The organism is Parabacteroides sp. AF39-10AC, from assembly GCF_003635405.1.
GTDB lineage: Bacteria > Bacteroidota > Bacteroidia > Bacteroidales > Tannerellaceae > Parabacteroides > Parabacteroides distasonis.
In genome coordinates, this window is the sequence record NZ_QTLP01000002.1 from 162,189 (window position 1) to 187,735 (window position 25,547).

General features: G+C 43.0%; 26 protein-coding genes and 1 pseudogene. 11 read left to right on the forward strand and 16 right to left on the reverse strand.

Annotation, left to right across the window (positions count from 1 at the left end; all coding sequences use genetic code 11):
• The first annotated feature begins 126 nt into the window (after positions 1 to 126).
• Both gyrA and DW033_RS02585 read left to right on the forward strand, forming a co-directional pair.
• Positions 127 to 2,739: a DNA gyrase subunit A gene (gyrA, locus tag DW033_RS02580; RefSeq protein ID WP_122382405.1), complete on the forward strand. Its 2,613-nt coding sequence runs from the start codon at positions 127 to 129 to the stop codon at positions 2,737 to 2,739.
• Positions 2,740 to 2,781: 42 nt separating this feature from the next.
• Positions 2,782 to 3,999 carry a lipopolysaccharide assembly protein LapB gene (locus tag DW033_RS02585; protein WP_122382406.1) on the forward strand — a complete coding sequence of 406 codons (1,218 nt, stop codon included), beginning with the start codon at positions 2,782 to 2,784 and terminating at the stop codon, positions 3,997 to 3,999.
• Positions 4,000 to 4,298: 299 nt separating this feature from the next.
• Here DW033_RS02585 and DW033_RS02590 read toward each other — a convergent pair whose 3' ends face one another.
• Genes DW033_RS02590 through DW033_RS02615 form a run of 6 tightly spaced genes read right to left on the reverse strand, consistent with a single transcriptional unit; the run spans position 4,299 to position 8,070 of the window.
• The gene (locus DW033_RS02590) at positions 4,299 to 4,832 is read right to left on the reverse strand and encodes an ATP-binding protein (RefSeq protein WP_122382407.1); all 534 of its coding nucleotides are present in this window, start codon (positions 4,830 to 4,832) and stop codon (positions 4,299 to 4,301) included.
• Complete coding sequence (locus DW033_RS02595; protein ID WP_048927298.1) at positions 4,825 to 5,571, reverse strand: PHP domain-containing protein; 747 nt, start codon at positions 5,569 to 5,571, stop codon at positions 4,825 to 4,827. Before DW033_RS02595 ends, DW033_RS02590 begins: the two co-directional genes overlap by 8 nt.
• Positions 5,568 to 5,912 carry a DRTGG domain-containing protein gene (locus DW033_RS02600; RefSeq protein WP_022192654.1) on the reverse strand — a complete coding sequence of 115 codons (345 nt, stop codon included), beginning with the start codon at positions 5,910 to 5,912 and terminating at the stop codon, positions 5,568 to 5,570. Before DW033_RS02600 ends, DW033_RS02595 begins: the two co-directional genes overlap by 4 nt.
• Positions 5,899 to 7,278, reverse strand: a complete 1,380-nt coding sequence (locus DW033_RS02605; RefSeq protein WP_022192653.1) for a [Fe-Fe] hydrogenase large subunit C-terminal domain-containing protein — start codon at positions 7,276 to 7,278, stop codon at positions 5,899 to 5,901. The genes DW033_RS02600 and DW033_RS02605 overlap by 14 nt, the downstream gene beginning before the upstream one ends.
• A gap of 3 nt (positions 7,279 to 7,281) precedes the next feature.
• A complete protein-coding gene (locus DW033_RS02610; protein ID WP_005856948.1) occupies positions 7,282 to 7,707 on the reverse strand; it encodes an ATP-binding protein in 426 nt (141 codons plus the stop codon).
• A gap of 18 nt (positions 7,708 to 7,725) precedes the next feature.
• Positions 7,726 to 8,070, reverse strand: coding sequence for a hypothetical protein (locus tag DW033_RS02615; protein ID WP_005856945.1), 345 nt, complete (start codon positions 8,068 to 8,070; stop codon positions 7,726 to 7,728).
• A gap of 112 nt (positions 8,071 to 8,182) precedes the next feature.
• Between DW033_RS02615 and DW033_RS02620 the strand changes: the two genes are divergently transcribed.
• Positions 8,183 to 9,556, forward strand: coding sequence for an aminopeptidase P family protein (locus DW033_RS02620; RefSeq protein ID WP_005856943.1), 1,374 nt, complete (start codon positions 8,183 to 8,185; stop codon positions 9,554 to 9,556).
• A 98-nt stretch (positions 9,557 to 9,654) separates the two neighbouring features.
• Here DW033_RS02620 and DW033_RS02625 read toward each other — a convergent pair whose 3' ends face one another.
• Together DW033_RS02625 and DW033_RS02630 are read right to left on the reverse strand one after the other, a co-directional pair.
• A complete protein-coding gene (locus tag DW033_RS02625; protein ID WP_122382408.1) occupies positions 9,655 to 10,335 on the reverse strand; it encodes a hypothetical protein in 681 nt (226 codons plus the stop codon).
• Positions 10,336 to 10,576: 241 nt separating this feature from the next.
• The gene (locus DW033_RS02630; RefSeq protein ID WP_005856939.1) at positions 10,577 to 11,077 is read right to left on the reverse strand and encodes a thioredoxin family protein; all 501 of its coding nucleotides are present in this window, start codon (positions 11,075 to 11,077) and stop codon (positions 10,577 to 10,579) included.
• 658 nt (positions 11,078 to 11,735) lie between these two features.
• On the opposite strand from DW033_RS02630, the gene DW033_RS02635 reads away from it, so the two are divergent.
• The 5 genes from DW033_RS02635 to DW033_RS02655 are packed head-to-tail and all read left to right on the forward strand — an operon-like array spanning position 11,736 to position 16,428.
• Positions 11,736 to 12,563, forward strand: a complete 828-nt coding sequence (locus DW033_RS02635; protein WP_009017461.1) for an ATP-binding cassette domain-containing protein — start codon at positions 11,736 to 11,738, stop codon at positions 12,561 to 12,563.
• 12 nt (positions 12,564 to 12,575) lie between these two features.
• The gene (locus DW033_RS02640; RefSeq protein WP_122143813.1) at positions 12,576 to 13,292 is read left to right on the forward strand and encodes a hypothetical protein; all 717 of its coding nucleotides are present in this window, start codon (positions 12,576 to 12,578) and stop codon (positions 13,290 to 13,292) included.
• The gene (locus tag DW033_RS02645; RefSeq protein WP_005856933.1) at positions 13,289 to 13,657 is read left to right on the forward strand and encodes a GntR family transcriptional regulator; all 369 of its coding nucleotides are present in this window, start codon (positions 13,289 to 13,291) and stop codon (positions 13,655 to 13,657) included. Before DW033_RS02640 ends, DW033_RS02645 begins: the two co-directional genes overlap by 4 nt.
• An 8-nt stretch (positions 13,658 to 13,665) precedes the next feature.
• Complete coding sequence (locus tag DW033_RS02650; protein ID WP_122145388.1) at positions 13,666 to 14,073, forward strand: hypothetical protein; 408 nt, start codon at positions 13,666 to 13,668, stop codon at positions 14,071 to 14,073.
• Positions 14,074 to 14,118: 45 nt separating this feature from the next.
• A complete protein-coding gene (locus DW033_RS02655; RefSeq protein WP_122382409.1) occupies positions 14,119 to 16,428 on the forward strand; it encodes an outer membrane beta-barrel protein in 2,310 nt (769 codons plus the stop codon).
• Positions 16,429 to 16,452: 24 nt separating this feature from the next.
• Here DW033_RS02655 and DW033_RS02660 read toward each other — a convergent pair whose 3' ends face one another.
• Positions 16,453 to 17,046 (reverse strand): hypothetical protein, encoded by a 594-nt coding sequence (locus DW033_RS02660; protein ID WP_005862283.1) that lies wholly within the window; start codon positions 17,044 to 17,046, stop codon positions 16,453 to 16,455.
• A 101-nt stretch (positions 17,047 to 17,147) separates the two neighbouring features.
• Here DW033_RS02660 and serB point away from each other — a divergent pair.
• The 3 genes and pseudogenes from serB to DW033_RS02675 all read left to right on the forward strand — a co-directional run bounded on the left by serB (position 17,148) and on the right by DW033_RS02675 (position 19,139).
• Positions 17,148 to 18,355 (forward strand): annotated as a pseudogene (gene serB, locus DW033_RS02665) (phosphoserine phosphatase SerB).
• 21 nt (positions 18,356 to 18,376) lie between these two features.
• Positions 18,377 to 18,682 carry a Dabb family protein gene (locus DW033_RS02670; RefSeq protein ID WP_005856923.1) on the forward strand — a complete coding sequence of 102 codons (306 nt, stop codon included), beginning with the start codon at positions 18,377 to 18,379 and terminating at the stop codon, positions 18,680 to 18,682.
• Entirely contained in the window at positions 18,669 to 19,139 is a 471-nt protein-coding gene (locus DW033_RS02675) for a C-GCAxxG-C-C family protein (protein ID WP_008772149.1), read from the forward strand. The genes DW033_RS02670 and DW033_RS02675 overlap by 14 nt, the downstream gene beginning before the upstream one ends.
• A 9-nt stretch (positions 19,140 to 19,148) precedes the next feature.
• On the opposite strand, the gene DW033_RS02680 is transcribed toward DW033_RS02675, so the two are convergent.
• From DW033_RS02680 to csm3, 7 genes are read right to left on the reverse strand one after another with little or no spacing between them, the layout of a single operon-like run.
• Positions 19,149 to 19,853, reverse strand: a complete 705-nt coding sequence (locus DW033_RS02680; RefSeq protein ID WP_005856919.1) for an MgtC/SapB family protein — start codon at positions 19,851 to 19,853, stop codon at positions 19,149 to 19,151.
• Between the two features lie 13 nt (positions 19,854 to 19,866).
• On the reverse strand, positions 19,867 to 21,306 hold the full coding sequence (locus tag DW033_RS02685) for an ATP-dependent RecD-like DNA helicase (protein WP_122382410.1): 1,440 nt from the start codon (positions 21,304 to 21,306) through the stop codon (positions 19,867 to 19,869).
• Positions 21,296 to 21,658 (reverse strand): CRISPR-associated protein, encoded by a 363-nt coding sequence (locus DW033_RS02690; protein WP_122382411.1) that lies wholly within the window; start codon positions 21,656 to 21,658, stop codon positions 21,296 to 21,298. Before DW033_RS02690 ends, DW033_RS02685 begins: the two co-directional genes overlap by 11 nt.
• A gap of 1 nt (position 21,659) precedes the next feature.
• Positions 21,660 to 22,772, reverse strand: a complete 1,113-nt coding sequence (locus DW033_RS02695; RefSeq protein WP_122382412.1) for a Card1-like endonuclease domain-containing protein — start codon at positions 22,770 to 22,772, stop codon at positions 21,660 to 21,662.
• A gap of 11 nt (positions 22,773 to 22,783) precedes the next feature.
• Positions 22,784 to 23,887 (reverse strand): type III-A CRISPR-associated RAMP protein Csm5, encoded by a 1,104-nt coding sequence (gene csm5, locus DW033_RS02700; protein ID WP_158595238.1) that lies wholly within the window; start codon positions 23,885 to 23,887, stop codon positions 22,784 to 22,786.
• A gap of 4 nt (positions 23,888 to 23,891) precedes the next feature.
• Entirely contained in the window at positions 23,892 to 24,881 is a 990-nt protein-coding gene (gene csm4 / locus DW033_RS02705) for a type III-A CRISPR-associated RAMP protein Csm4 (protein WP_122382414.1), read from the reverse strand.
• 2 nt (positions 24,882 to 24,883) lie between these two features.
• On the reverse strand, positions 24,884 to 25,537 hold the full coding sequence (gene csm3, locus DW033_RS02710) for a type III-A CRISPR-associated RAMP protein Csm3 (RefSeq protein WP_122382415.1): 654 nt from the start codon (positions 25,535 to 25,537) through the stop codon (positions 24,884 to 24,886).
• Positions 25,538 to 25,547: the final 10 nt, after the last annotated feature.

Below are 25,547 nucleotides of genomic sequence, written 5' to 3' on the forward strand. Positions count from 1 at the left end.
TAATAAGCCTTGAAAAGCCCAGAGGCGCAAAATTTCAAGACAAATTCTTTCGTAGTATACGGAAAAACCTTACCTTAGTGCAATTTTTCAGAGGTGAGATATTGAGTGTAATTAATATAAAACTAAATGGTTGATCAAGACAGAATTATTAAGATTAACATCGAAGAGGAAATGAAATCGGCATACATTGATTATTCAATGTCTGTCATTGTTTCACGTGCTCTTCCTGATGTTAGGGATGGCTTTAAGCCGGTTCACCGCCGTATTTTATTTGGAATGAATGAACTGGGTAACACATCCGACAAACCTTATAAAAAATCTGCGAGAATAGTTGGTGAAGTTTTAGGTAAATATCATCCACATGGCGACTCGCCTGTATATTTCGCCATGGTTCGTATGGCCCAGACATGGTCTATGCGTTATCCGTTAGTAGACGGACAAGGTAACTTCGGTTCAGTGGACGGTGATAGTCCTGCCGCTATGCGTTATACAGAGGCACGACTGAGTAAACTCGCCGAAGAAATGCTCCGGGATATCGATAAGGACACGGTAGATTTCCAGCTTAACTTCGATGATACGTTGAAGGAGCCGACCGTATTGCCGACTCGTGTTCCTAACTTACTTGTAAATGGTGGATCGGGTATCGCCGTTGGTATGGCTACGAATATGCCGACTCATAACTTGAGCGAGGTATTAGATGGTTGTATCGCTTATATCGATGCCAAGGGAGATATCGAGGTAGAAGGCTTAATGCAATATATCAAGGCTCCGGACTTCCCTACAGGCGCTACAATTTATGGCTACGCAGGCGTGAAAGACGCTTTCGAGACGGGTAGGGGACGTATCATCCTTCGCGGTAAAGCCGAGATTGAGGTGGAGAATAATCATGAGAAGATTATTATTACCGAGATTCCTTATTTGGTAAATAAGGCTGAGTTGATCAAGTATATCGCTGACCTAGTAAACGAGAAGCGTATCGATGGCATTTCCAATGTCAATGACGAGTCCGACCGTAGCGGTATGCGTATCGTAGTTGACGTGAAACGTGACGCGAACTCGAGTGTCGTACTGAATAAATTGTATAAGCTTACGGCTCTGCAATCCTCATTCAGCGTTAATAATATCGCTTTGGTGAACGGCCGTCCGAGGTTGCTTAACTTAAAAGACTTAATCAAGGCGTTTGTTGAGCACCGTCATGAGGTCGTTATCCGGCGTACAAAATATGAATTGAGGAAAGCGGAAGAGAGAGCTCATATATTGGAAGGCTTGATCATCGCTTCCGATAATATAGACGAGGTAATCGCGATTATCAAGTCTTCCAAGAGCCCGCAAGAGGCTATCGAGCGTTTGATCGAACGTTTCTCTTTATCTGAGCTTCAAGCACGTGCTATTGTCGAGATGAGACTTCGTCAGTTGACAGGTCTGGAACAAGACAAATTGCGTGCGGAATATGAGGAGATCGAGAAGTTGATCGCTTATTTGAATGAGATTCTGGAGAATGAGGACCTTTGTATGAAGGTTATCAAAGATGAATTATTGGAAATCAAGGATAAATTTGGCGACGAACGTAAGACGGATATCGTTTACGCCTCTGAGGAATTAAATCCGGAGGATTTCTATGCGGATGATGAGATGATCATTACCGTATCTCATATGGGATATATCAAACGTACCCCGTTAAGTGAGTTCCGTGCGCAAGGCCGTGGTGGTGTAGGAGCGAAGGGTTCCGAGACTAGAGACGAGGATTTCGTTGAGTATATCTATCCGGCATCCATGCACGCGACCTTATTATTCTTCACGGCAAAAGGTAAATGTTATTGGTTGAAGGTATTCGAGATTCCGGAAGGAGCTAAGAACGCTAAAGGACGTGCGATCCAGAATCTTCTGAATATCGAGCCGGATGATAAGGTACAAGCCTTTATACGTGTTAAGAAATTAACCACCGATACGGAATTCATTAATTCTCATTACCTATTATTCTGTACGAAGAAAGGTGTGATCAAAAAGACCTTGTTGGAGGCCTATTCCCGTCCTCGTCAAAACGGTGTGAACGCTATTACATTGCGTGAAGACGATGGCTTGATCCAAGTATGTATGACGAATGGCAACAACGAGGTGATCATAGCGAACCGTAATGGCCGGGCGATCCGTTTCCATGAAAGCGCGGTACGTGTAATGGGCCGTACGGCTTCCGGAGTGAAAGGTATGACTTTGGACGAGGATAATACCGATGAAGTCGTTGGTATGATCTGTATCAAGGACAAGGAAAAAGAGACCGTACTCGTCGTATCAGAGCAGGGATATGGAAAACGTTCCTCTATCGAGGATTATCGTATAACGAATCGTGGCGGTAAAGGCGTAAAAACCATTAATATCACGGAGAAGACCGGTAAATTAGTTGCCATCAAGAATGTTACGGACGAGAACGATTTAATGATTATCAATAAGTCGGGTATCGCTATCCGTATGAAAGTGGCCGATTTGAACGTAATAGGACGTGCTACTCAAGGTGTTCGTTTGATTAATCTAGAAAAGCGCAACGACGAAATCGCTTCTGTATGTAAAGTATTGTCTGAGAGTGAAGAGGAGATTGCCGAGCAAAAAGCGGAACAAGAAGCCAGACAAGAGAATGAGGGAAGAGAGTTGAGTGAGAATCAAGCTAGTCTAGGTACCGATGTTGATCTACCGGAATCAGAGGAGGATAACGAACAAAATGATAACGAAGAAATAACTGAATAATTTCAAACAAATAGAAATATTAATCTCAAAATTACTATCGCAATGAAACGAGTATTATTAACAGTGGCACTATGTGTCGCAGCATCGGTCTCTTTTGCACAGAAAAAAGCTGTAAATGAGGCTCAAAGTATAGCTAAGGGGACAACTCCTGATTTCTCGGAAGCCAGAACTCTTATTAAAGGAGCTTTGGAAAACCCTGAAACAAAGGATGACGCTAAAACTTGGTATGTTGCCGGTTTTATCGAGGATCAACAGTTCAGCAACGAAAGAACTAAACAAGTCTTGGGCCAACAACCGGACGAGCCTGTTATGTACGAGGCATTGGGTAGTATTTTGCCATACTTTGAGAAAGCATATGAGTTAGATCAACTTCCTAATGAAAAAGGAAAAGTTAAACCTAAGTTCACGAAAGATATCAAAGGTATCCTAGGAGCAAACCACGTATATTACATCAATGGTGGTGCTTACTATTTCGATCAGAAAGATTATAACAAAGCTTACGATTTCTTCGAGCAATACCTGAAAATATCTGATATGCCAATGTTTAAAGGTGAGGCTGTCGCTGAAAGAGATTCAAACTTCATGACAGTTCAGTTCTATGCCGCTGTAGCAGCGACCCAACTTGGCGATTCTCAAAAAGCTATCGCAGCGTTAGAGCGTGCTAAAAATACGGATTATAGAGCAAGCGAGGTATATCAATACTTATGCTATGAGTATGAGCAAGCTAAAGATACCGTGAATTTAGAGAAGACTTTGGAAGAAGGTTTGAATAAATTCCCTGAGGAACAGTATTTCTTAATGAGCCTTATAAACAATTACATCTATTCTAATAGAAATGAGAAAGCTATTGAATATTTGAACACAGCTATCGCTAAGGATTCCAACAATCCACAGCTTTACGATGTAATGGGCCGTGTTTATGAGACTGGTTTGAAAGATTACGCTAAAGCTGAAGAGTATTTCAAGAAAGCATTGGCGATCAATCCTGACTATATCGAATCTCTCTCTAACTTAGGTCGTGTATATTACAACCAAGGTGTAAACAAGCAAGGTGAGGCTAATATGATCAACGACGCAAAACAATATCAAGAGGAATTAGGCAAAGCTAAGGAATTCTTTAAGCTAGCTCTTCCTTACTTTGAGAAAGCTCACCAAATGAAACCAGAAGAAAGAGAATATATGACCGCTTTAAGAGGTATTTACTACAACTTGAATATGGGTGATAAATTCGATGCTATTGAAGCAGAGATGAATAAGTAATTTCTTCTTTCAGAATAAATGGAACCGTCTAGTAATATAAGGTTACTAGGCGGTTTTTTATTTGTGTATCATGTATCGCGGAGTAGTCATTTTTTGATCGTTCATAATACTATTAAACATAATGGGAATTATAAAATTAATAGCAAGATAAGGATAAATTAGTGCATTCAAGCAAAGCTTGTAGCTGCTTTGAGTAAAGACACAGATCTTTTCACGGCTGTGAAACGTTTGTTTCATGGATGTGAAAAGATCGTATCACAGCTGTGAAAAGATCAGATCACCTATATGAAAAGATTAATTCAACTTGACGCAACTATTTGATTCGCTATTAACTCCTTCAAATAAAGCATGACTTTCGGATGACTTAATGGCATGTCCTCTAGGATTTCTTTAAGCTCTCGCGTACTGATATCAAATGAAACCTGATCTGAATGATATGAGAAATGAACGTTTATGTCCGGATTACTGCCTATAAGCATAGCCATCGTGCCCGCCAAATCTCCCCAAGGTGGACAATCAATATGAGATGAGACAAAACAAGCAACAACTACCGTACCTTTTCCCTGTATGGAAGATATTTCCACATTCCCGCCTGTTTGCTCCGCGTTTTGTATCAAGAAAGGTAAGCCTAGACCCACTTTTCGTGTCGTGCGAGTCGTATAAAACGGATTACGGATCAGAGAGACTGTTTCCGGATCCATACCACAGCCATTATCCGCGATACGAATACATATGGATGTGTCCTTTATCTGTATATCTATCTCTATGTCAGAAGCTTTTGCTCTGATACTATTAGCGGTTATATCCGTGATATGAAACGAGAGATTATCCATGAGAGGCGAAAATTAAGTGATTGTCTTTTTGATCAAAAGCCTTTCGTAAGCCATCGAAGGTTAATTCCTCCGTTTGCCAAATGGAGGGCTGAGTACCTATTTGTTCGGGGCAATGAGCATCCGAGGCTGAGTATTGAGTCTGCTCTTTCAAATACCCGTGAATAGACAATAACTTACTGTATCTTTGCTGATTATTATATTCAATAGCATCTAAAGATAAGCAGGGGTCTATAAAACCTAATTGACTGATCAAGCTGAATGACGGACGTTCTACATGGGCGGCTACAAATAGAGCATCCACCTTACGTGCTTGAGCGGCTATTTGGTTTACGCTTTGATCCAAGGCGGAGAGCAAAAGATAGGGTACTTCTCCTAGAATCTCATTCTCCGCATTCACCCAAACTTGATCGCCAAAACGTTCCGGATCATTTGGAATTGGAGGGAGATGCTCTTCTAAATATCGTTGGAATCGCTTACGGGATTCATCGGTCGGGAAATAAACCAGACAATGCGCTTCCTCACGGGTCGTAACTTCTACGCCCGCAAAGACCCTTAGTCCGAATCTCTCGCCAAGGGATTGAATCTCCGGGCATTGTAAGGTCGTATTATGGTCCGTAATGGCAATAGCATCCAAACCTTTCGCTAAGGAACGACGCACGATCTCCGATGGACTCATTTCCAGACTGCCGCATGGCGACAGGCAAGTATGGATATGTAAATCAGCTAAATACTGTTTCATCCATTCTCATTCTGTAATAAGCGGTAAATCATACCGGAAGCCTCGAACGCGGAACGTGTAGTTCCTAAAAGAGGGACAGCCTCTTCCCTACCTTTTTGTAAGGTCTCATCATCCGGAGAGGTTCCGTTCACGATCAATACCGCGGAGACGTCTTTTAAAGTAGCCACGGCCAGTATATTCTGATGCGTTTGCATGGTAATCCATAGCATACCCTCCTCGATATGTCCCATGACATCACTTAGTAAATCGCTCGTATAGCCCCCGGTTATCTCTGTATCAAGGCCCTCTTCTCCACAAAATACAGTAAGATTCAACATCTTCACTAAATCACAAACCTTCATATTTAGCTCCTTTCTTATAACAATCCTTATTTAAACGATCTTTCCCCCATGTCTTCTCAACGATACGGAAGGCATGCTCTTGGTCTAGTTTACCGTGCTTCTCCATATTACGTTGCATAAATACGCAATCACTGAATTGAGCCTCGTGGCGTACGATATCCTCGGCCAAGCTTTGACAGTTCGGGCTACCGCAAGCGCCACAATCGATTCCCGGTAGGTAACACATCAATTTCCGCACTTGCTCCATTTTCTTCAGCATCTCATCGATCGTTCCTTCGTACAACCGTTTGGGATTCGGTTGCACCGGACGGATCGTAATATGCTGCCTCAAATAGGATAAAGCCTCGAAATTATCGGCGGCGTATATCATCGGTACTTTATCCCGGTTCATGGATCGCTTCATGATACGCTCGGCCGTGAGGAAACGGTTCGCTACGGCTAATACACCTCCGGCACAGCTACGGTCGCAAGCCCTCAGTTCCAGAAAGTCTACGTTACGTACCTCGCTGGTCGTTTCCATTCGTTCCAAGAAATCGATCACATTATGGATCTCATCGATCGCGAGGCAACGACCGGAGAAATGTTTGGCCTCCCCTCCTGTCTGGCTCCATCGCATCTCTTTTTTCGTTAATGGCGGAGGAAGCTCACATTCCGGCTCGTATCCTCTCGGGCGATTCTTAAGAATATGGTATACCTTATTATATAGGGTATCCATATTTATCACGCCTTTGATCGTAGATGAATAACCTTCCGCTCCCTTCAACGCCGCGATTTTCGCCGCGCAAGGCGTAACATAAAAGATACCGATCTCTTCCGAGGGAACACCTTGCCCTTCCAATATCTTATGATAATAAGTGGCCGAGGCGTTTACCGGCGCTTTCACCAATAAGATATTATCCACCAGCGCAGGGAAACGGACTTGTATCAACCGGACGATAGCGGGGCAAAAAGAACTGATCACCGGTTTTTCCTCGGCGTTTTCCATCTGCCGTACCATTTCCTTATGGATCATATCGGCGGTAAACTCTACTTGGAAAACATGGGTAAAGCCCAGTTCCATAACGGCGCTGATAATTTCCTTCTCGGTCGTGTACTTTGAGAACTGCCCGATAAATACCGTGGGCATCAACGCTACCCTGCATTTATAATCAAATATACGCTGGAAGTCATCCTGCTCCACATAGATAGCCTCTGTCGGGCACGATTTCAAGCACTCGCCGCAATCCACGCACCAATCCTTATGGATCAAAGCCTTACCATCCCGGATACGGATCGCTCCCGTAGGGCACTCTTTCATGCAATGCGTACAGCCTATACAGCGGTCATTGTCAATCTTCAAGGCATGATAAAAATTAGCTTCCTCCATGGTCTACGCTCCTTCTTTATTAAACCATGTGACCATACGTACCGTGGTACCTACGTCTACTTGGCTCTCGATCGTTAATTCATCTACGTTCTTCTTCATATTTGGAAGTCCCATTCCGGCACCAAATCCCATCTCACGCACGGCCTCGGATGCCGTCGAATACCCTTCACGCATAGCTAGCGATATATCCGGGATTCCGGGCCCTTCATCCTTCAGTTCCAAAGATATTTTATCAGCGTCCAATTCAGCGACAACCGTTCCTCTCCAAGCGTGAGCCACGATATTCACCTCCGCCTCATAAAGCGCCACGACCACCCGCTTAATGATCCGGGGATCGATAGCCAATTGCTTCAAGACCTTCTTTATCTGGCTAGACGCATAACCCGCCTTCGAGAAATTACCGCCCTCCAACTCAAACTTAAATAGCATATCTCACGACCTCCTTTCTTAATATATAGGAAGGAGCCCCGCGCTATAAAGCTCTCCGACCGTATGATACATAGAATGATCTGTCTCCAGAAGAACCATATTGTTCTCACGAGCCAGCTCCAGCATATCCGGGGTTACTTTCTTCCCCCGCACGAAAAGTATATAAGAAACTTCCGCCATCTCCGCGGTACGGATCGTTTGCAAATTACAAAGTCCTGTCACCAACAGCACATCGCCACAATCCAGCGTAAGCACGTCACTCATCAGATCGCTGGCAAAAGCGCACTGCACATCGTTCTCCCGTTTCTCTGAGCCACAGACGATGGAGGCATCGGTAAGTTCTTGAATTCTTTGAATCTTCATAAGGTACCAGAGGTTACATTTTACATGGGCTAATGTAAGAAATAATTTCGAATGTCGGCCTAGTATATTACATTAATTACTATCTTTGGTACACTAACAAAAAATAATCCTTATGTTCAGTAAAGAAACTTATATGGCCCGCCGGGCTAAGCTGAAACAAACCATAGGTTCCGGTTTGTTGCTATTCCTTGGAAACGACGAGAGTGGGATGAACTACGCCGATAATACGTATCACTTCCGTCAAGACTCTACCTTCTTGTATTTCTTCGGATTGCCATACGCCGGGTTATCCGCTATCATCGATATCGATAACGATAAGGAGATCATCTTTGGCGATGAGTTGACTATAGACGCGATTGTATGGATGGGTACGCAGCCCACCCTAAAAGAGAAGAGCGAGGCCGCAGGTATCAAGGAGGTCCGTCCTTTCAAGGAGATCGAGACATACTTGAAGAATGCCCAGCAAAAAGGCCAGCCAATCCATTATCTGCCGACGTATCGTGCGGAACACCAGATCAAGTTATTCCAATGGTTGGGTATCGTACCCGGTGCGGAGAAACCTTCCGTACCTTTCATCATGGGTGTCGTAAACCAACGGAATTATAAGAGCGAGGAAGAAATCGCCGAGATCGAGAAAGCCTGTATCGTAACCGCCGATATGCACCTGACTGCCATGCGTACCGTACGTCCGGGAATCCGGGAGTCGGATGTAGCGGCTGCCGTTGCGGAAGTAGCTTTCGCCAACAATTACCAGCTCTCCTTCCCTATCATCGCCACGATCAATGGGCAGACTTTGCACAACCATGATCATAGTCATATGATTAAGAGCGGCGATATGCTGTTATTGGACGCCGGTGCCGAGACTGAGATGGGATATGCCGGAGATATGTCATCCACCATCCCGGCCGACTCAAAATTCACGACCCGTCAAAAAGACATCTATGATATTCAAGTAGCCGCCCATGAGGCTGCCGTAGCGGCTTTGCGCCCGGGTATTCCTTTCGTGGATGTATATGAGTTGTCTTGTAAAGTGATCATGGAGGGTTTAAAGGACCTTGGTTTCGTGAAAGGAGATCCGATGGAGGCCGTAAAAGCCGGTGCTCACGCCATGTTTATGCCTTGTGGCTTAGGCCACATGATGGGATTGGATGTACATGATATGGAGAATCTGGGAGAGGTATACGTTGGTTATGACGGACAACCGAAGAGTACGGAATTCGGACGTAAGTCATTGCGCTTGGGACGTAAGCTGGAACCGGGTTTTGTCTTGACCATCGAGCCGGGCGTATACTTCATCCCCGAATTAATGGATTTATGGAGAGGCCAGAACAAGTTCACCGAATTCATCAATTACGAGAAGTTGTTTACATATAAAGATTTCAGTGGCATACGTAACGAGGAAGACTATCTGATTACCGAGAACGGCGCTCGTCTATTAGGAAAGAAGATCCCTTTGCGTACGGAAGAAGTAGAAGCAATTCGATAAATCCTATACATTATTATATATAAGCTTATGCAAAAGGGGGAGCCTTAAAACAGCTCTCCCTTTTTGGGCTAAACGAGAAAGACAATGTATGAAACGATTTAAAAGCGATATCCAATACTTAGAAAGAACGAATGCATAAAACGAATCCGGGGCATACTAAGCCTTTTTCCCTCTACAACGAAGTTTCGCCCTCCACTATATAAATCAAAATTCGAGAATATATACCCCAAAGAGAATATATACCGCTGGTCTATATCAAGGCTCAACATACTTTTAATATGATAAAATAACGATTTACCTCCCTTGTTCTTTATATGATCGAATTTTTGAGGTATCCATACCCCGGGAGTGTTTGGAACATAGCTTATATTAAACTCTTGATTGACAGGCAAAGGAATGGTTAATCCGGGTGAAACGACCAAAGAGAGTCCCGTATCCTTGTCTTTCCCGAATTTAAAAGCGGGAGTTACTAACTGGATGGCCGGACGTAACGCAAAGAAATGACAGCCCGGATTACTCTCATCTGAATCCCAGAACCACTGATTATCTCTTGAAAACCCCGTATAACTATCTTTCTCAATCGTATTACAGAAAAGCAACCCCATAGTAATTCCCACATAAGGAATCGGTAGATAAGTAACAGATGGCTCTACCTCCCATGCTGAATTATTATTCAAGGCACCGGAGAGTTCTACTTTCCACATATGGGATTTTTCTACCTTTTGCGCCTGTCCCTCAAAGGTAAAGATCAAACAAATAAAGAAAAGTATAGATCTCATTATTTATAGGATGTTAGTTGTTCATTTACAGTAAAGACAGAGGACCTTCTCAATCACCCTATCCATTAGGGTTAATAAATCAAAAAGAGTTAATAATAAACACGGACTTAAAAAGAAAGTGTACATTTCCTTCTCAGACTATACATGCTATTTCATCTTCTCGAAACGAAAACTCGTGAATCGATAAAAAAAGGCTGTCCCATCTTGAAGTGGAACAGCCCTCTTTGCTAAATAATACTGATTAAATTGCTTTCAGAATCTCGGTCAGTTTTTCCGGGGTGACGTTGGCGGCGATTATCACTCCTTCGTCGTTAATCAAGAAGTTCTTGAAACCTTTTCTTAAATCATACTTCTTGTACAACTCTGACTCTTTACCCAGTCCTTCGTGAAATTGCGTTGACAGATCCAACTTGTCAATCTTTACCGTCTCGGTAAAAATAGATTCTTTCTCATCCATAGAGATCGAACACATCGCGATTTTGTCCGGACCAAACTTGTTAACCTCATTCGCCAATTGCACGTTACGAGCCCGCGATTCCGCATCGTAAGCCGCCCAAAAGTTGAGCAATGTATAACGTCCTAATTGGTTGTGGAAACTGGCTTTAGCGTCGTTTCCCAAAAACTCTATTCTCGGAGCTAGATCACCGGGGTTCACACCCTCGGTAAGTTTCGCCTTTTTCGAACCGGCAGACATTCCTAATAACGCTACCGATGCGATGAGAACATAAGCTCTTACCTTCATATTTTCAATTTTACGTTAAACTTAATCGGGGGAATCTCCCGGGGGACAAACTCCCGACTCCTGATTTTCAGGATCGTAAACAAGCATGTTTCTTTCGCTAAAGAGACACTTACTTGTCTTTAACGGGTGCAAATATAAAACCAAATACTTCTTTCCACCAAATTATATAGCGATTTTCTGCAAATTAGCAAGCTTTTTTATATGTTTTAGCGCACACATCGATAAAAAAATTAACTGTTTTGCAACATAAATTTAGAAGTAGAGTACCTTTTTCTCCCCGAGAGAACCGCAAAATCATCAAGAATCATTAGCTTCCCGCTCCCCTACCTTTAGACCGATAACAGGGAATCCTTAGCGATTTCATCTTTAAGTATAGATTATCCAACAACTGTTGCATAATCATCTAACAGTTGGTGCATGATCTTCCAACAGCCGTTAGATGATCATGCACCAACTGAAAAATTAGCAATGCTTCAAGAGCAAACCGCTAATCCTTCTTGGAAAAGAGGCTAATAGCATTAAGAGATTCCCTTTAATCACCTTGTACTGCCATCTTGAAAAATAAAAGGAAAAAAATACCCTTCCCTCTTGTTTATTCAAAAACTTCCACTACATTTGCAGTGTACTATTAAACTAATACACTAAAGCAGCAAAACATATGATTACATTAAAAGAACTCTCATTCAGCTATAGCCGCAAAAAAGAGGTACTTGATCGTATCAATCTTGAGGTTGGATCGGGACACATCTGTGGCTTATTGGGAAAGAACGGCGAAGGAAAGACTACGCTTCTAAACCTTCTAAGCGGACAGATCTTTCCGGATCAAGGCTCTTGCCTCGTATTGGAGGAAATTCCTTCCGAGAGAAACGCTCGTTTCTTGCAACAGATATTCTTATTGCCGGAGGAAATCTCCATGCCGGAGGTCACCGCCATAGAATATATAAAGATGTACGCGCCTTTTTATCCGACATTTAGAGACGATATCTGCAAGGCTTGCGTAGAATCGTTTGAGATCAATCTATCCGATCGCCTGTCGAAAATGTCTCAAGGACAACGGAAAAAGGTGGCGATAACCTTGGCGCTGGCCGCTCATACGCCCCTGCTTCTAATGGATGAACCAACAAATGGGCTGGACATTCCCTCGAAAGCGACATTCCGCAGACTGGTAGCCTCTTTGATAGATGACAATCAGACGGTTATTATCTCCACGCATCAGGTCAGGGATCTGGAAAGCTTGATCGACACGGTATTGATCTTAGACCAAAGGCAAATCCTATTGAATAAGACGTTGAACGAGATCGGCGAGAAACTTTATTTCGGACCACTCCTGCCGGAAGAGAAAGCTCTTTATTCCGAGCCTACCCCGCAAGGGACAATAGGCGTCACCGCAAGGGATGGCAAGGAAGAGACGGCCGTATCCTTAGAGTTGCTCTTTAACGCGGCGATAACGTATCCCAAAGAGATCCAAAGAATCATGAACTCCTAAATACACATAGATATGAAAACAGATTTTAGTATACAACGCATCAATCTTTTACTTCGCAAAGATTGGATAGAGAATAAGAAGAAATTAGCTTATGGGGTGTTGGTCATCCTCGGAGTCCTCTTCTTTTTCCTATTATCCTCCATTTTATGGGATACGAGATTCCGTACCCTTACATTATATGTATTGGGATCATTGGGGACTTTTATCGCTTTCTGTAGCTACGTAAACTTAATGATACACCGCCCTAGAGGATTGTTCTTAACGCTTCCCGCGAGCAACCAAGAGAAATTTGCCGCTATCTTGATCGAAGGCATCGTGGTATTCTTAACATACCAAGTCACGTTCTGGACTGGGACGGGAATAGCCTCAATGCTCATTCATATACAGCCTGTAGCATTCAAGGACATTATCATGACCTTGCAAGATTTCACCATGCTGGCGTTTGCCGGCTCCTTGATGTTTCTCTCTTATGTCACGTTCCGGAAGTATGCCTTAGGAATCGCTTGTGGCGGATATATATTGATAGCAGCCTCTATCATAGGGATTGTCTATCTATGTATAAACATCTTGAATATCCAGCCGGGTATGAATAGTTTTTGTTATGAATCTTCACCGTTTTATACCGCCGTGTATTGGCTGAGCTTTGCCTTTACACCCGCATTTCTCATCGCGACCCTCGTGGTCTTATACGTCGCTTATCTAAAACTTAAAGAAAAGGAACTAAGATGAACTACAATACGAATCAATCCATATTTATCCAGATAGCCGAGCGGATTTGCGACCGGGTATTGAGTGGTAATTACAAAGCCGATAGCCGTATCCCGTCCGTACGGGAACTGGCGGTAGAGATGGAGGTAAATCCAAATACGGTCATGCGTTCCTTCGAGCGCCTGCAAGCCAACGATATTATTTACAACAAGCGTGGGATCGGCTACTTCGTCGCTTCCGACGCCGAGCAGAAAATCCGTGAGATGCGCCATAACCAGTTCGTGGAAGAGGTACTTCCCGCCGTCTTCAAGGAGATGCACCTGCTAGATGTAGGTATCGACGAGCTTACGAAAGCCTATACATTATATATATCTACCATTAAATGAAGACAATCATGAAAAAAAGTAATCGCGTATTTATCGCCCTGATAGCGACATTATATATCGTCCCAGTCCTCACTTTCGGCGTTGCCCAGTTTACGTCGGAAAAATGCCTTACAGGTTTCACGCAAAAGTTTCAGATTATCCAGATAGATAATCCGGAGTTGAAAGCGGAAAACATAAAAGTCGATACGAGAACCGCCTCCAAATTTCCCCGGGGGCAAATACTGGAAGCAAAGGACCGGTCGTTACTCTATTACGAGGGAATGAAACGGTATTTGCCGGAAGTCAGCCGCCACGATTCTCTATTATTGGTTAGCGGGGCGAGGGACGCCGGGCAAGATAAAAATCTCACGTTGCATATCCGTATCAACAATATCCAGAAGATCCGTCTGAACGGAGAAGAGATTTGGACTAAGTAACAAGCACATACACACATTATTTCTTAATCATTAAATCGTACTATAATGAAACAAATCATTATGGCAGCCCTTCTTATATCCTTTTCTTGGGGTATTCGGGCACAACAATTACAGATCCGGGGGAAAGTCATCGATCTATCCGACAAGTCTCCTCTTGAGTTCGCGAATATCACGCTTCAAACAGCCGATTCCGCATTCATCACAGGGACGACGACGGATAGTAAAGGACTTTTCCGGATCGAGAAAGTCAAGGCCGGAGATTATCAAGTATCTGTTTCCTCCATAGGTTACAAGACTTCGGTAGTCTCCGTGCTGGGACTTTCCCAGAATATAGATCTCGGTACGATCTCATTGGCATCCGCTTCTATATCCTTAGATGAAGTCACGGTCAACGCTTCCGCTATCCGTAATACGGCGGACCGTAAGATCGCATTCCCTACCTCCGAGCAAAAAGCGGCCTCCAGCAATGGCATCAATCTATTGAACGCCTTGATGCTTCCCCGTTTGGAAGTGGACCCGATCCGGAATAGCGTATCGCTATCGAATGAAGGGACGATTCAATTCTGTATCAACGGTATCAAGGTAGAGCTGTCCGATATCCGGGGTTTATCGCCACAGGAGGTAATCCGGATAGAATATCATGATAATCCGGGCTTACGTTACGGTAACGCCTCTGTCGTACTCGACTACATTGTCCAGAGGGAAACTAGCGGAGGTTCTGTCAATCTGGATCTTAGTAATTCGCCGACCACCTCTTTTGGAGACGATCAGGTATCGACGAAGTTCAATCATAAGAAATCGGAGTTCGGATTGCAATACGCCGTCCGCTACCGGAATCCGTATCATATCTGGACGGAAGGAGTCGAGACCTTCCGCTTTGAGAGTGGCGAGACGATGGAACGTACCTCGGAAGGTCTGCCAAGAGGAATGTCCGAGACCTCTCATAACCTCTCTCTTAATTATAATCTGGTAGATAACGACCATTATTATTTCAATGCCACGCTACGCTATTTCTTATCAGACGAGGATAAAGGTGGCGGCAAGAACCTGTATACCAACAATAATCCCGAGGATAAGACATACGCTTGGAATCCAAATAGCAACTCTACCAAACGTCCTTCCCTCGACCTTTATTACCAACGCTCCTTACCACATAAGCAGACATTGATACTTAATATGGTAGGTACGTACATACATACGAACGCAAACCAAATGTATCAAGAATGGAAAAACGATATCCTCTTATCGGATATCTTGTCGAACGTGGACGGAGACAAATATTCCATCATCGGCGAGGGAATCTACGAACGGCAATTCGAGGCCGGTCGATTGGGAGGAGGATTGAAACACACCCAATCGTGGACGGATAACACCTACAGCGGAACGGTTGGAGGACGAACCAAGATGAAACAGTCGGAGACGTATCTCTATACGGAATTCAGCGGACGTGTCAAGAAGTTGAATTATACCGCCGGAATAGGTGTCTCCCGCTCATGGCTCAAGCAAGAAGGCGAGGAAGATTATCAATATTATACGTTCCGCCCAAAGGTCTCCTTACAATATAACTTTACGGATAATATGTATTTCCGGGTAAACGGTAGCGTAAATAATGTCTCACCTAGCCTATCGGAACTAAGCGCCATCGAGCAATATATCGATACGCTACAGATACGCCGGGGAAATCCTTATCTGAAACCCTATAAGAGTTATGACATGCAAGCCAATTATCTATATAAAAAAGGAATATTCACCGGAGACTTAAACTTTTATTACAGTAATAGCCCGGACCGGATCATGGAGGAAGTGATACGGGAAAACAATAAGTTCATTCGCATTACCGATAACCAAAAAGGATGGCAGAAACTAAGCGGTGACTTGACATTACGTGTCGGCCCTATCATCAAGCGGATCATAAGCCTATCCGTGACAGGTGGAGTCAATCGTTATATCAGCGAAGGAAATAGTTATTCGCATACCTATAACAATTGGTATTACCGGGCTTCCGTCATGGCTATGTACAAGAAATTCATGGCTATGTTCCAGATACAAAGTAGCTATAATACGTTTGTCGGCGAATTATTGCATGGTGGCGAGAATATCCATATGTTTATGTTCCGGTACAATCAAGGAAAATTCGCCGTTGGAGCCGGATTGATGATGCCTTTCTCCAGCCAGTACAAACGGGTAGAGGAAAATCGGAACGCTTACGCTCCCAGCCGTACGAACATGTACGCGAACGACTTCAGCCGAATGTTGATGCTAACCTTCTCTTGGAATTTTGACTTCGGCCGCAAGTTCAAGGAGACCAACAAGAAACTTTGGAATAGTGACGAGGATTCGGGTATCATGCGATGATCCTCAAATAAAAAAAGTCCGGTATTAATTACCGGACTTTTCTTTTCTATCTTCAGGAGGGGGAATTGGAACCCCTTCTTTAATAAACTCATCATATACGATCTTAGGATGGTCTTGCGGAGAAGCCAGTTGATATTCCGCGGCGAAATTATCCCGCCTAAAATTCTTCAGCTTAAGGTTTTCCGCGCTGTAATTTCTCAAGGTCTCCTTTCTGTCACCAAACAAAGAACTGTTCAATACTTCCGAATCCAGAATGTTTTCTTTCGGAGTCATTGTCGGCAAAAGGTTTTGTTCCAACAATCCTCTATAAGCGCCAATGTATTCGCACCAAACAGAATTACCTTTTTGATAGATTCGATAGGTGTAGTTAGACCAAGCTGTCGTTACATGAATCTCATGCTCCCAGATATCGACGCATGCCTCTGAATCAAAGTAGGGATCTTTAATCGTCACACGTCGCAATCCATGATTCTCATCTCTCACTAAAGTCAACCACTTATCTGAATGAAGTATTTCAGAAATAATGTCGGGCAACTTTTCCTTGATTTCAAATTGGATTCTCATACATTTCGCCTGCCGGTCAGGACTTTTTAAGGTTGCCAGGTTCTCATTAAACATTTTGTCGTTAATACGATAAAACAAATATAAGCAAAAATGTTCAATATAATGTACTCTTTTTCGATAATTCTTACGTACTTTTGCCTAATAGAATGACAAATATGGCACAAAACGACGAAATAATACTGATAAATATCAATGGAGCGGATCGTCCGGGTGTAACGGCGGCTCTTACGGAGATTCTAGCCAAGAACAACGCTGTTATCCTCGATATCGGTCAAGCGGATATCCATAACCATTTATCATTGGGTATCTTGTTTCAAAGCACGGAAGGAAATTCCGGCGATATATTGAAAGAACTACTGTTCAAGAGTTACGAATTAGATGTCAATATCCGTTTCAATCCCATTACAGAGCAAGAATATAGTAAATGGGTAGGTATGCAGGGCAAGAACCGGTATATCATCACGATATTAAGCCGTAAGCTTACGGCCAAGCAAATCGCGGGTGTTTCCCGGATCGTAGCGGAGCAAGATATGAATATTGATGATATCAAGCGGCTCACGGGACGTATCCCGTTGGACGAGAATGCCCGTACTCCTAAGGCGAGCGTGGAGTTTTCCGTACGTGGTACCCCGAAAAACAAGGAGTGCATGAAAGCGGAGTTCATGAAACTTTCCACGGAGCTTGAGATGGATATCTCTTTCCAAGAGGATAGCATGTATCGCCGTATGCGCCGTCTGATTTGTTTCGATATGGACTCTACCTTGATAGAGACGGAGGTTATCGACGAGTTGGCGATCAAGTAAAAGCGATTACAGAGGCAGCCATGCGTGGAGAGATCGATTTCTGCGAGAGCTTCCGCCAGCGTTGTGCCTTATTAAAGGGGTTGGACGTATCCGTGATGCAGGAGATCGCCGAGAATCTACCGATCACAGAAGGTGTAGACCGCTTGATGCGTATCTTGAAAAAGGTGGGCTTCAAGATCGCTATCCTTTCCGGAGGTTTCACTTATTTCGGTAATTTCCTTAAACAAAAATATAATATCGACTATGTATACGCCAACGAGCTTGAAATCGAGAATGGCAAGCTAACGGGTAATCATGTGGGTGATATCGTAGATGGGAAGCGTAAAGCGGAGTTATTACGCCTGATCGCGCAAGTGGAGAACGTGGATATTCGCCAGACCGTAGCGGTTGGCGACGGGGCGAACGACTTGCCGATGATTAGTATCGCCGGTCTAGGTATCGCCTTCCATGCCAAACCGAAGGTTAAGGCGACCGCCAAGCAATCTATCTCTACGATTGGCCTCGATGGTATCTTATATTTCCTTGGATACAAGGATTCGTATTTGGATGAACAGATGTAATATAATTAACGTATAGCGATTATGATCAGACATATTGTAATGTTTAAGTTGAAGGAGTTTCAAACTCCGGCTGAGAAGCAAGCCAAAATGCAAGAAATTAAGGATAAACTGGAAGCCTTAATCAATAAGATAGACGTATTGAAAATGATCCGTGTAGATTTTAATTGTAATCCGGCGGAGACTTGGGATATTATTTTAACTACTGAATTACCTACCTTGGAAGATGTAAATACGTACGCTAATCATCCGGAACATGTAGCGGTCGCTAAAGGAATTATTGGCCCGGTAAAGGCGGACAGAGCTTGTGTTGACTATGAAATCCTTTGATATAGAGGAACGTGTGAACCAAGCGGTCCACAACTTCGAGTCCGGATATAATTGCGCTCAATCTGTATTCCTCGCTTATTCGGATGTCTTCGAGTTGGATTTAGAGCTGGCGAAAAAGATGTCTGTATCTTTTGGAGGAGGTGTCGGACGCATGCGTGAGGTTTGTGGTACCGTAAACGCAATGGCGATGTTAGCCGGATTTAAGTATCCGGTATTTGATCCGCTAGATCAAGAGGCGCGTGCCCGCAACTATGGCATGGTACAAAAAATGGCGGCTTTATTCAAGGAGAAACATGGGACGATCATTTGCCGTAGCCTTCTTCCTCCGGAAGAGACATCGACGAATCCCGCTCCTTCCGCACGCACACAACAGTATTATGCCAAACGTCCTTGCGGTAAATACGTTGAGGAAGCGGCTCGTATCGCCGGGCATATGCTAAAGGGTGAACTTGAATAAACGGCATTGTCAAGCTAGAAGACGTATTTGTGAAATGTAACCAAGTTTTCGAATCTCAGTGAATAACTCACTGTAAGAGGACTTGGATTTCACATTGACTTTATAGGTAATTGTCGACGTATTCTTGTCGTAATTATGCTCATAAGAAAGACTTACGATAAATATGCTCCTATTTTCCAAGATTTTCCGGATACCTTTAAGATCGGGAGTCGAGGTTGAGCAATTTATCGTAAGTATTTTATTAACACCATCCAAATACATACGTCGCTCCAGCCTTTCTAAAGAAACCAATACGAACAAGGTAAATGCCGTAGTGATCGAGGCAGCTAAGAACATGCCGGCACCAGCGGCCAAACCTACTACAGCCATTACCCAAATACAAGCCGCCGTAGTGAGTCCATGCACGCTTCCATGACTTTGAATAATAGCTCCTGCTCCCAAGAAACCAATACCTGTAAGGACTTGGGCGGCGATACGCCCCGGATCTCCATTCAAGAAATTCGGATAGGTTTGTGGTATCCAGATAGATATCAACATGGCGGCGGCAGATCCCATACAGATCAAGGTAAAGGTTCGCATACCAGCGTCCCTGCGGCGAAATTGTCTTTCTACACCGATAATAGCGCCAAGCACGAAGCTGATAGCTAATCGTACGGCGGCGGTCGAGGCCGTTATCTGAGTATTCTCTAAAATATCGTTCAAATGTTCCAGCATAACTATAATATTTTTACCTTACATAAAAATCATCTACAATGTGTAAATACCCCTTCGCACGAGTCATTGCCGTATATAGCCATTGATAAGTGGAGGCTTTCGGTTCTCGCGATATTCTTCTCGGTATATCTAAATAGACCTCTTCCCACTCTCCTCCTTGCGCTTTATGGCATGTTAAAGCATAGCCATATACCGCACGTAAAGCATTCAAATAAGGATCTGTCATCATCGCCCTATGGAAAGCCTCTGTTTTTTGTTTAATTCCTTTTTCTCTCATTCGCATAAAAAAGTCAATGAACAACTCTTTTTGTTGCGATTGCGTCAAGTTGATCGCTGTGCTATACACGATATTTTCGATCATCAGCAAGGAATATACCTTTTCCGTGAACAATTCCTTCACTTCCACATAGACAAACGTAAGTCCGGCTCGCTCTTTTTTTATCCCAATCTTGTTGATCACAACCATATCGCCATTCATCAAACCGGATATATAGTTATTTTGAGTGACCAACAGCAAATCCCCAATCTCAATTCTTGGTGACGTAAATCCCAAAGCAGGTCTTATCGAATTTGTCAACTCCACGCATCCTTTATTGGATTGCGTGATCATTGTCAACTCATTATATCCTTTTTTCTTTACCTTCTCGATGTACTGATTCAACAACTCTTCTCGCGAAGAATACAAACGGATATGCTCATATCCTCGTAAAGGGAATTTTCCCCATAAACATACCGGAGGGTTTTGATGAAGATTTCTCATTCTTTGCGCAGACAAAACCAAATCATTGCCAATGCCTTGACGAACGATCTCCGTAAGCTCTACCTTTTGTGTAGGTAATGTATAATATTGTTTTACATAGTCCGCCGAGAGAGCTGGTGAAAAGTCTTGCAAGACCGGAGGTAACTGACAAACATCTCCCACAAAGACAAACTTTCCTTTAGGATCGAATGCCAATAAATCCGCCAATAGTTTCCCACTGCCAAAATTAGCTTGGGTAGCATTCTTGTCAATCTCATCCGAAATCATGGAGGACTCATCAACAATATAATATCTGGCATCCTCCTCATATTTCTCAATTGGTACCAAAGAGAAACTAAGTAAAAGTTGACCAAACTTATCCACTCCCGTTTTCTCTCTTTGTGCAATCAATTTATCCATATCCTGATTCAAGTCGTCAAACTTATAAATCAAGCTATGCACCGTAGAAGCCGAATACCTAGTCGTATTCGACAAGATCTTGGCCGCTCTCCCCGTCGAAGCTAATAGAGAGAATGAATAATTCCTCTTCTCCAATTCCTCTATGAGAACCTTCATCAAGGTTGTTTTACCCGTACCCGCATATCCGCATAGAATAAAAACCTTTGCCGCCTTATTCCGGATAAAACCAACCAAGTCCTCCAAGACCTGCTGTTGATTGGCAGTCAATACCAATTTCTTTTTCTTAGAATCCATATTGTCTAAACCGAATAAAATTAAAAAAGACCTCTTTATGCCCCGGGCGATCCTCTTTCACGATCCTTTCAGAAGTAGAGGCGACACAGACAAATCCGAACTTCCGTAACAAACGAACCAAAGCAAACGAGAAACACATTTCACCCATAATATGCACCACATCTTCGGACGGATCATATCGCTCGATGATCTCATGAGCATACTCCATCGATAAGGAGGCGACATACCCCTCGCCTTCCGTTGCCGGAATATCAGGAAAAGGATACTCCACTATATCTCCGTATTGACGTGCGTCTGCCAATTGCTTCTCTGACCAATTGGTGGAGGGGTGGTTGGATAGATTTATGAACATATCAATCTTTTGCGGTCTTTTTTATCTGCATTATAAAATTCTCAAAAAGCTGAGAGTCCTCAATATCCTCTCTACACTTATACTGTATACCCATATTCTTAGCTGTATTTTTCAGCTTATCATCTTTAGGAGCAAGCGAGACGATAAAGGTATTAGCAGATAATCCCAAAACGGCCTCTTTGATAGCAGTTGCCTTATAGACCGTTTCATTAAACATTTTCTCTCCCAATATGCCGGTCTTACACTCTATCACAAACAATTTATTGCCGGAGATAAACACAACATCCAAATCATTTTGATTTGTATTCTCAGTTCGTTTGATTAGAACACCTAATTTTATGTCTTGAGGACTTATGTACTTCTTAATCTTGTAATAAAGATATTCCTCAAACCATCCTCCTGTCAAATATTCTATTTCACCACGATTTAAATAGCCCGATTCTTCCATAGGGAAATCTATGTTACTCAAGAAATCATTTAAGCCATCTATACGTGGCTTCTTTTCTGTTGACATACAAGTTTCAAGGCTATACACTGCCATTTTTTTCTTAATATTCCGATACGATCTCAATAAATCAATCGCTTTAAAATTCAATGTTCCATCCACAAACCGATTGAAGAAATAATCACAATATGCCTCACCCTTTACAAGTTTCTTCTCTGTAAATGTCACATTGTAATTGGAAAAATATTCTTTAACAGTCAATCGGTAATCCAACGCTATAGAATCATTCTCAGAAAGTTTCAGCAACTCATTTTTCGGAAATGGAATGTAAAAGAATTGACTGTTATATCTCTCAAATACATTTTGGACAAGCAAACTCATATATTTTGTTCCACCTGTCAAATTAACAATATAAGAACACTCTGAAGATATTTGAACCTGTAATTTTGACTCCATATCTTTCCAACGTTCTTCTTCTCCATCTTGAAAAAGAATGGATTCAATGGTACAATTCACATAACCTAATGATTGCTTGATCCATTCTATCCTTTCCGCAAATTTTTGGGAAGAAATGAACAACAGTTTATCTCCAATTTGAAACATTTCCTTGATAAACAAATAGTTTGGAATTGTTTGCTCTGATATAATATTTACTATGACTCTATTCATGACACTACTCTTTAAATCAACGACAATTTAACAAATCCTAAGATATCACTATCCTCATCTATCCTGCGGGACTTCGGAAAATCATATTCTTGGTATCGTCCGTTATTTGGACGAGAAACAGCGATTACCTCGTCAAAATTATTTAAGGCCTCACACCAAGCACCCGTAATGAACCGCCAACCGGATCCATGCCCTATGCGTAATACACACTCTTTGCTCTCTTGACAATTTTTAGTTTCATCAAGAATATGCCGCATACTTGCAATATAATCTTCTGCTCCCTCTTTATTACTACTTATATCACTCCAATAAGCTATCTCATCAGAGACCAAATCCTTGGTATGCCTATTAAGTGACACAAACAATGAAGGTTCCGATTCCATCTCTTTAGGGAGATCGCCTATGTTTTGGGATCTTGCTTTACACCATGAATAAGTATTCTCGGCAAGTTTCAACTGAAAAATGGAATCGCAACCAGCCCCGATCGCTTCCACTACTTGCGATTTAGAACGATCTTGCAGATTCGTTTTTTGTGTAACATTCAAGTTTATCATACGCATGGCGATCTCACATTCTCTCTCGAAGTAGGCATCGCCGACTTGAAGAAAACGAAATATATCGTTATTTGGATCTCTTCCGAATAGTTCTATCTCTACCCGTCTGGCTCCCATTTTTTCCCGGGAAATCCTGATCTCTTTTTCCAAAGGACGATCCTTCGCTACTGTCGCTAAGATAGCGGTCCGTATGGCTCCTTTGATCGAACTGCCCGGGATATAAGGCAAACCCATTCCATCGTGTAAACATTCTTTCAAGGTATCGGTTGCCTTGATCGCACCCGCACAGTTCGTAATGATACGTTGGGAATAATCATCCGGATACGCATTCTTTCTATAGCGACGAACAAAATCTCGTATACTTTCCTCTTTCTTCTCAATCGAAAGCACCCAATCATCAATGTGTTCCACTCCTATAAAGTCCAAGATTTTCTTAGGATCAATCACATGAATAAATGAATCACCGCCTTGCGAGGATAGAACAAAATCGGCATTCCTTTGCAAGAAATTTCCATTTCCTATATGTATAGGCGTGAGTGTTTCTATTTTCACCTTGCTCATATCCTTACAGTTTAAATTTAACAGGAACAATAAAAGGCTTTCCGCTTCGAAAAACAGGGTGCAATCGCTCATCGTCCCAGTGAGGTCGAAGATTGACGACCTTCCCGCTTAAACGACTGGTTGTCTTAAACACGGAACCAACATTGAACATATACACGGATTTCTTACGCAAATGCCTGAAATCCATCTCTTGGCTCCCGGCTATATATCCACCTCGGTGCAGCAAATCATAGCAAGAATCATGTAGGTTCAACAACTCTACATCCTCTTTTGCCGGAATGAAAAGAGACAATAATAATTGAGAGTCGGGAGCGTCGATCTCTGGCAAAGACAAGTTCCTTATCTCTACATCAAATTTTCCCCCTCCAATATTCTTATCGGTTCCAATACCAAACTCCCCCAATTGCTTGAACAATCGGATCAGATCGTCTCGTTGGCTATTCGGCGTATCCAGTAAGCAATACAACCCTGCATCCAAATGAAAATAAACCCACTCAAAGAAAAACGGATCCGCATAGATCCCTTCTTCACGGGGTATCGTAACCCGTTGGTTCACCTTTGATTTATAAGGCCTTCTAAAGTCCTCATTCCTTATGGATGATAACAAGAATTGGTCTTGCAGCTGCCGTTCCTTTACTGATACCTCTTTCCCGGCGGCCAACTCGCTCCATAAATCCACCTCGATATATTTTATCTTCTTCAGCTTTTTCCTCGACACATACTCCTCGCCATCCGAGATAGTAACGCTCATCTTCCCTTGAGGTCTCGGAAGAAAATAGCGATCTCCGACAAACGGGAAAGCGGAGCTTAGGGTAAACGAATTCAAGAATTCTTCCAGATCCCCACTTTCTCCATTCTGAGCTTTCATGGCTGCCAAAGCCGCGGATAAAGTGTCACTTTGCAAATCCAAAGCGGAGAAATCATAATTCTCTTTCCCCGTTCCTATATGCAAAGGAGCCATACTCTTTAATTTGACAAGGGTGTAGATCGCCATAATCAATAGGTTTTCGGTTCACCCTCCGGATTATCTAATTCAATGGACACTTGTCCATATCCCCGTGATCCATGTCCTCCCAGATAGTCGTCTCGCAACAAACAAAGAGCCAAATTCAGCGTTTCCTTCAATTGCTTTTCATCCTCACCCTCAAAAATATTCAATACCATGTTTAGCTTGAACTTCGCCCCCGCGGGAACACGCTCGAAGGTGCGAGGATTCGCTTTCGCCGTAACCCGATCGATAGCCACTTCCGTCTTGCTTTCCGTATAAGGAAGATCCGTATTGGCAAACAACTCCGGTTCACTAAGATCCAACTCCGCATCCCTGACGATCAAGCGGGAGGGCCTGTTATTATTTTTTCCAGTAGCTACCCCAAACAATCGTCCGGAAATGGAATCCGGATCCTCGCTGGCTCTCGCTTCCCCTTTATTATTGACAGACGCACAACCTTTCGATATCTCGACTAACGCTCTCATCTTCCCTTTCAAAGAGCTTCCCGGAATATAGGGAACGTTATTAATAGGATTGCGAACCACAAATTTATCCGGACCACCGATATTCAACGCCGCATTGGTTCCTCCGATATGCAAACCGGTCTTCAAGGTAATTGTGCCTGTATAAATAATCTTCTTTATCAATTTTATTGTAGCCATAACTCTTTCG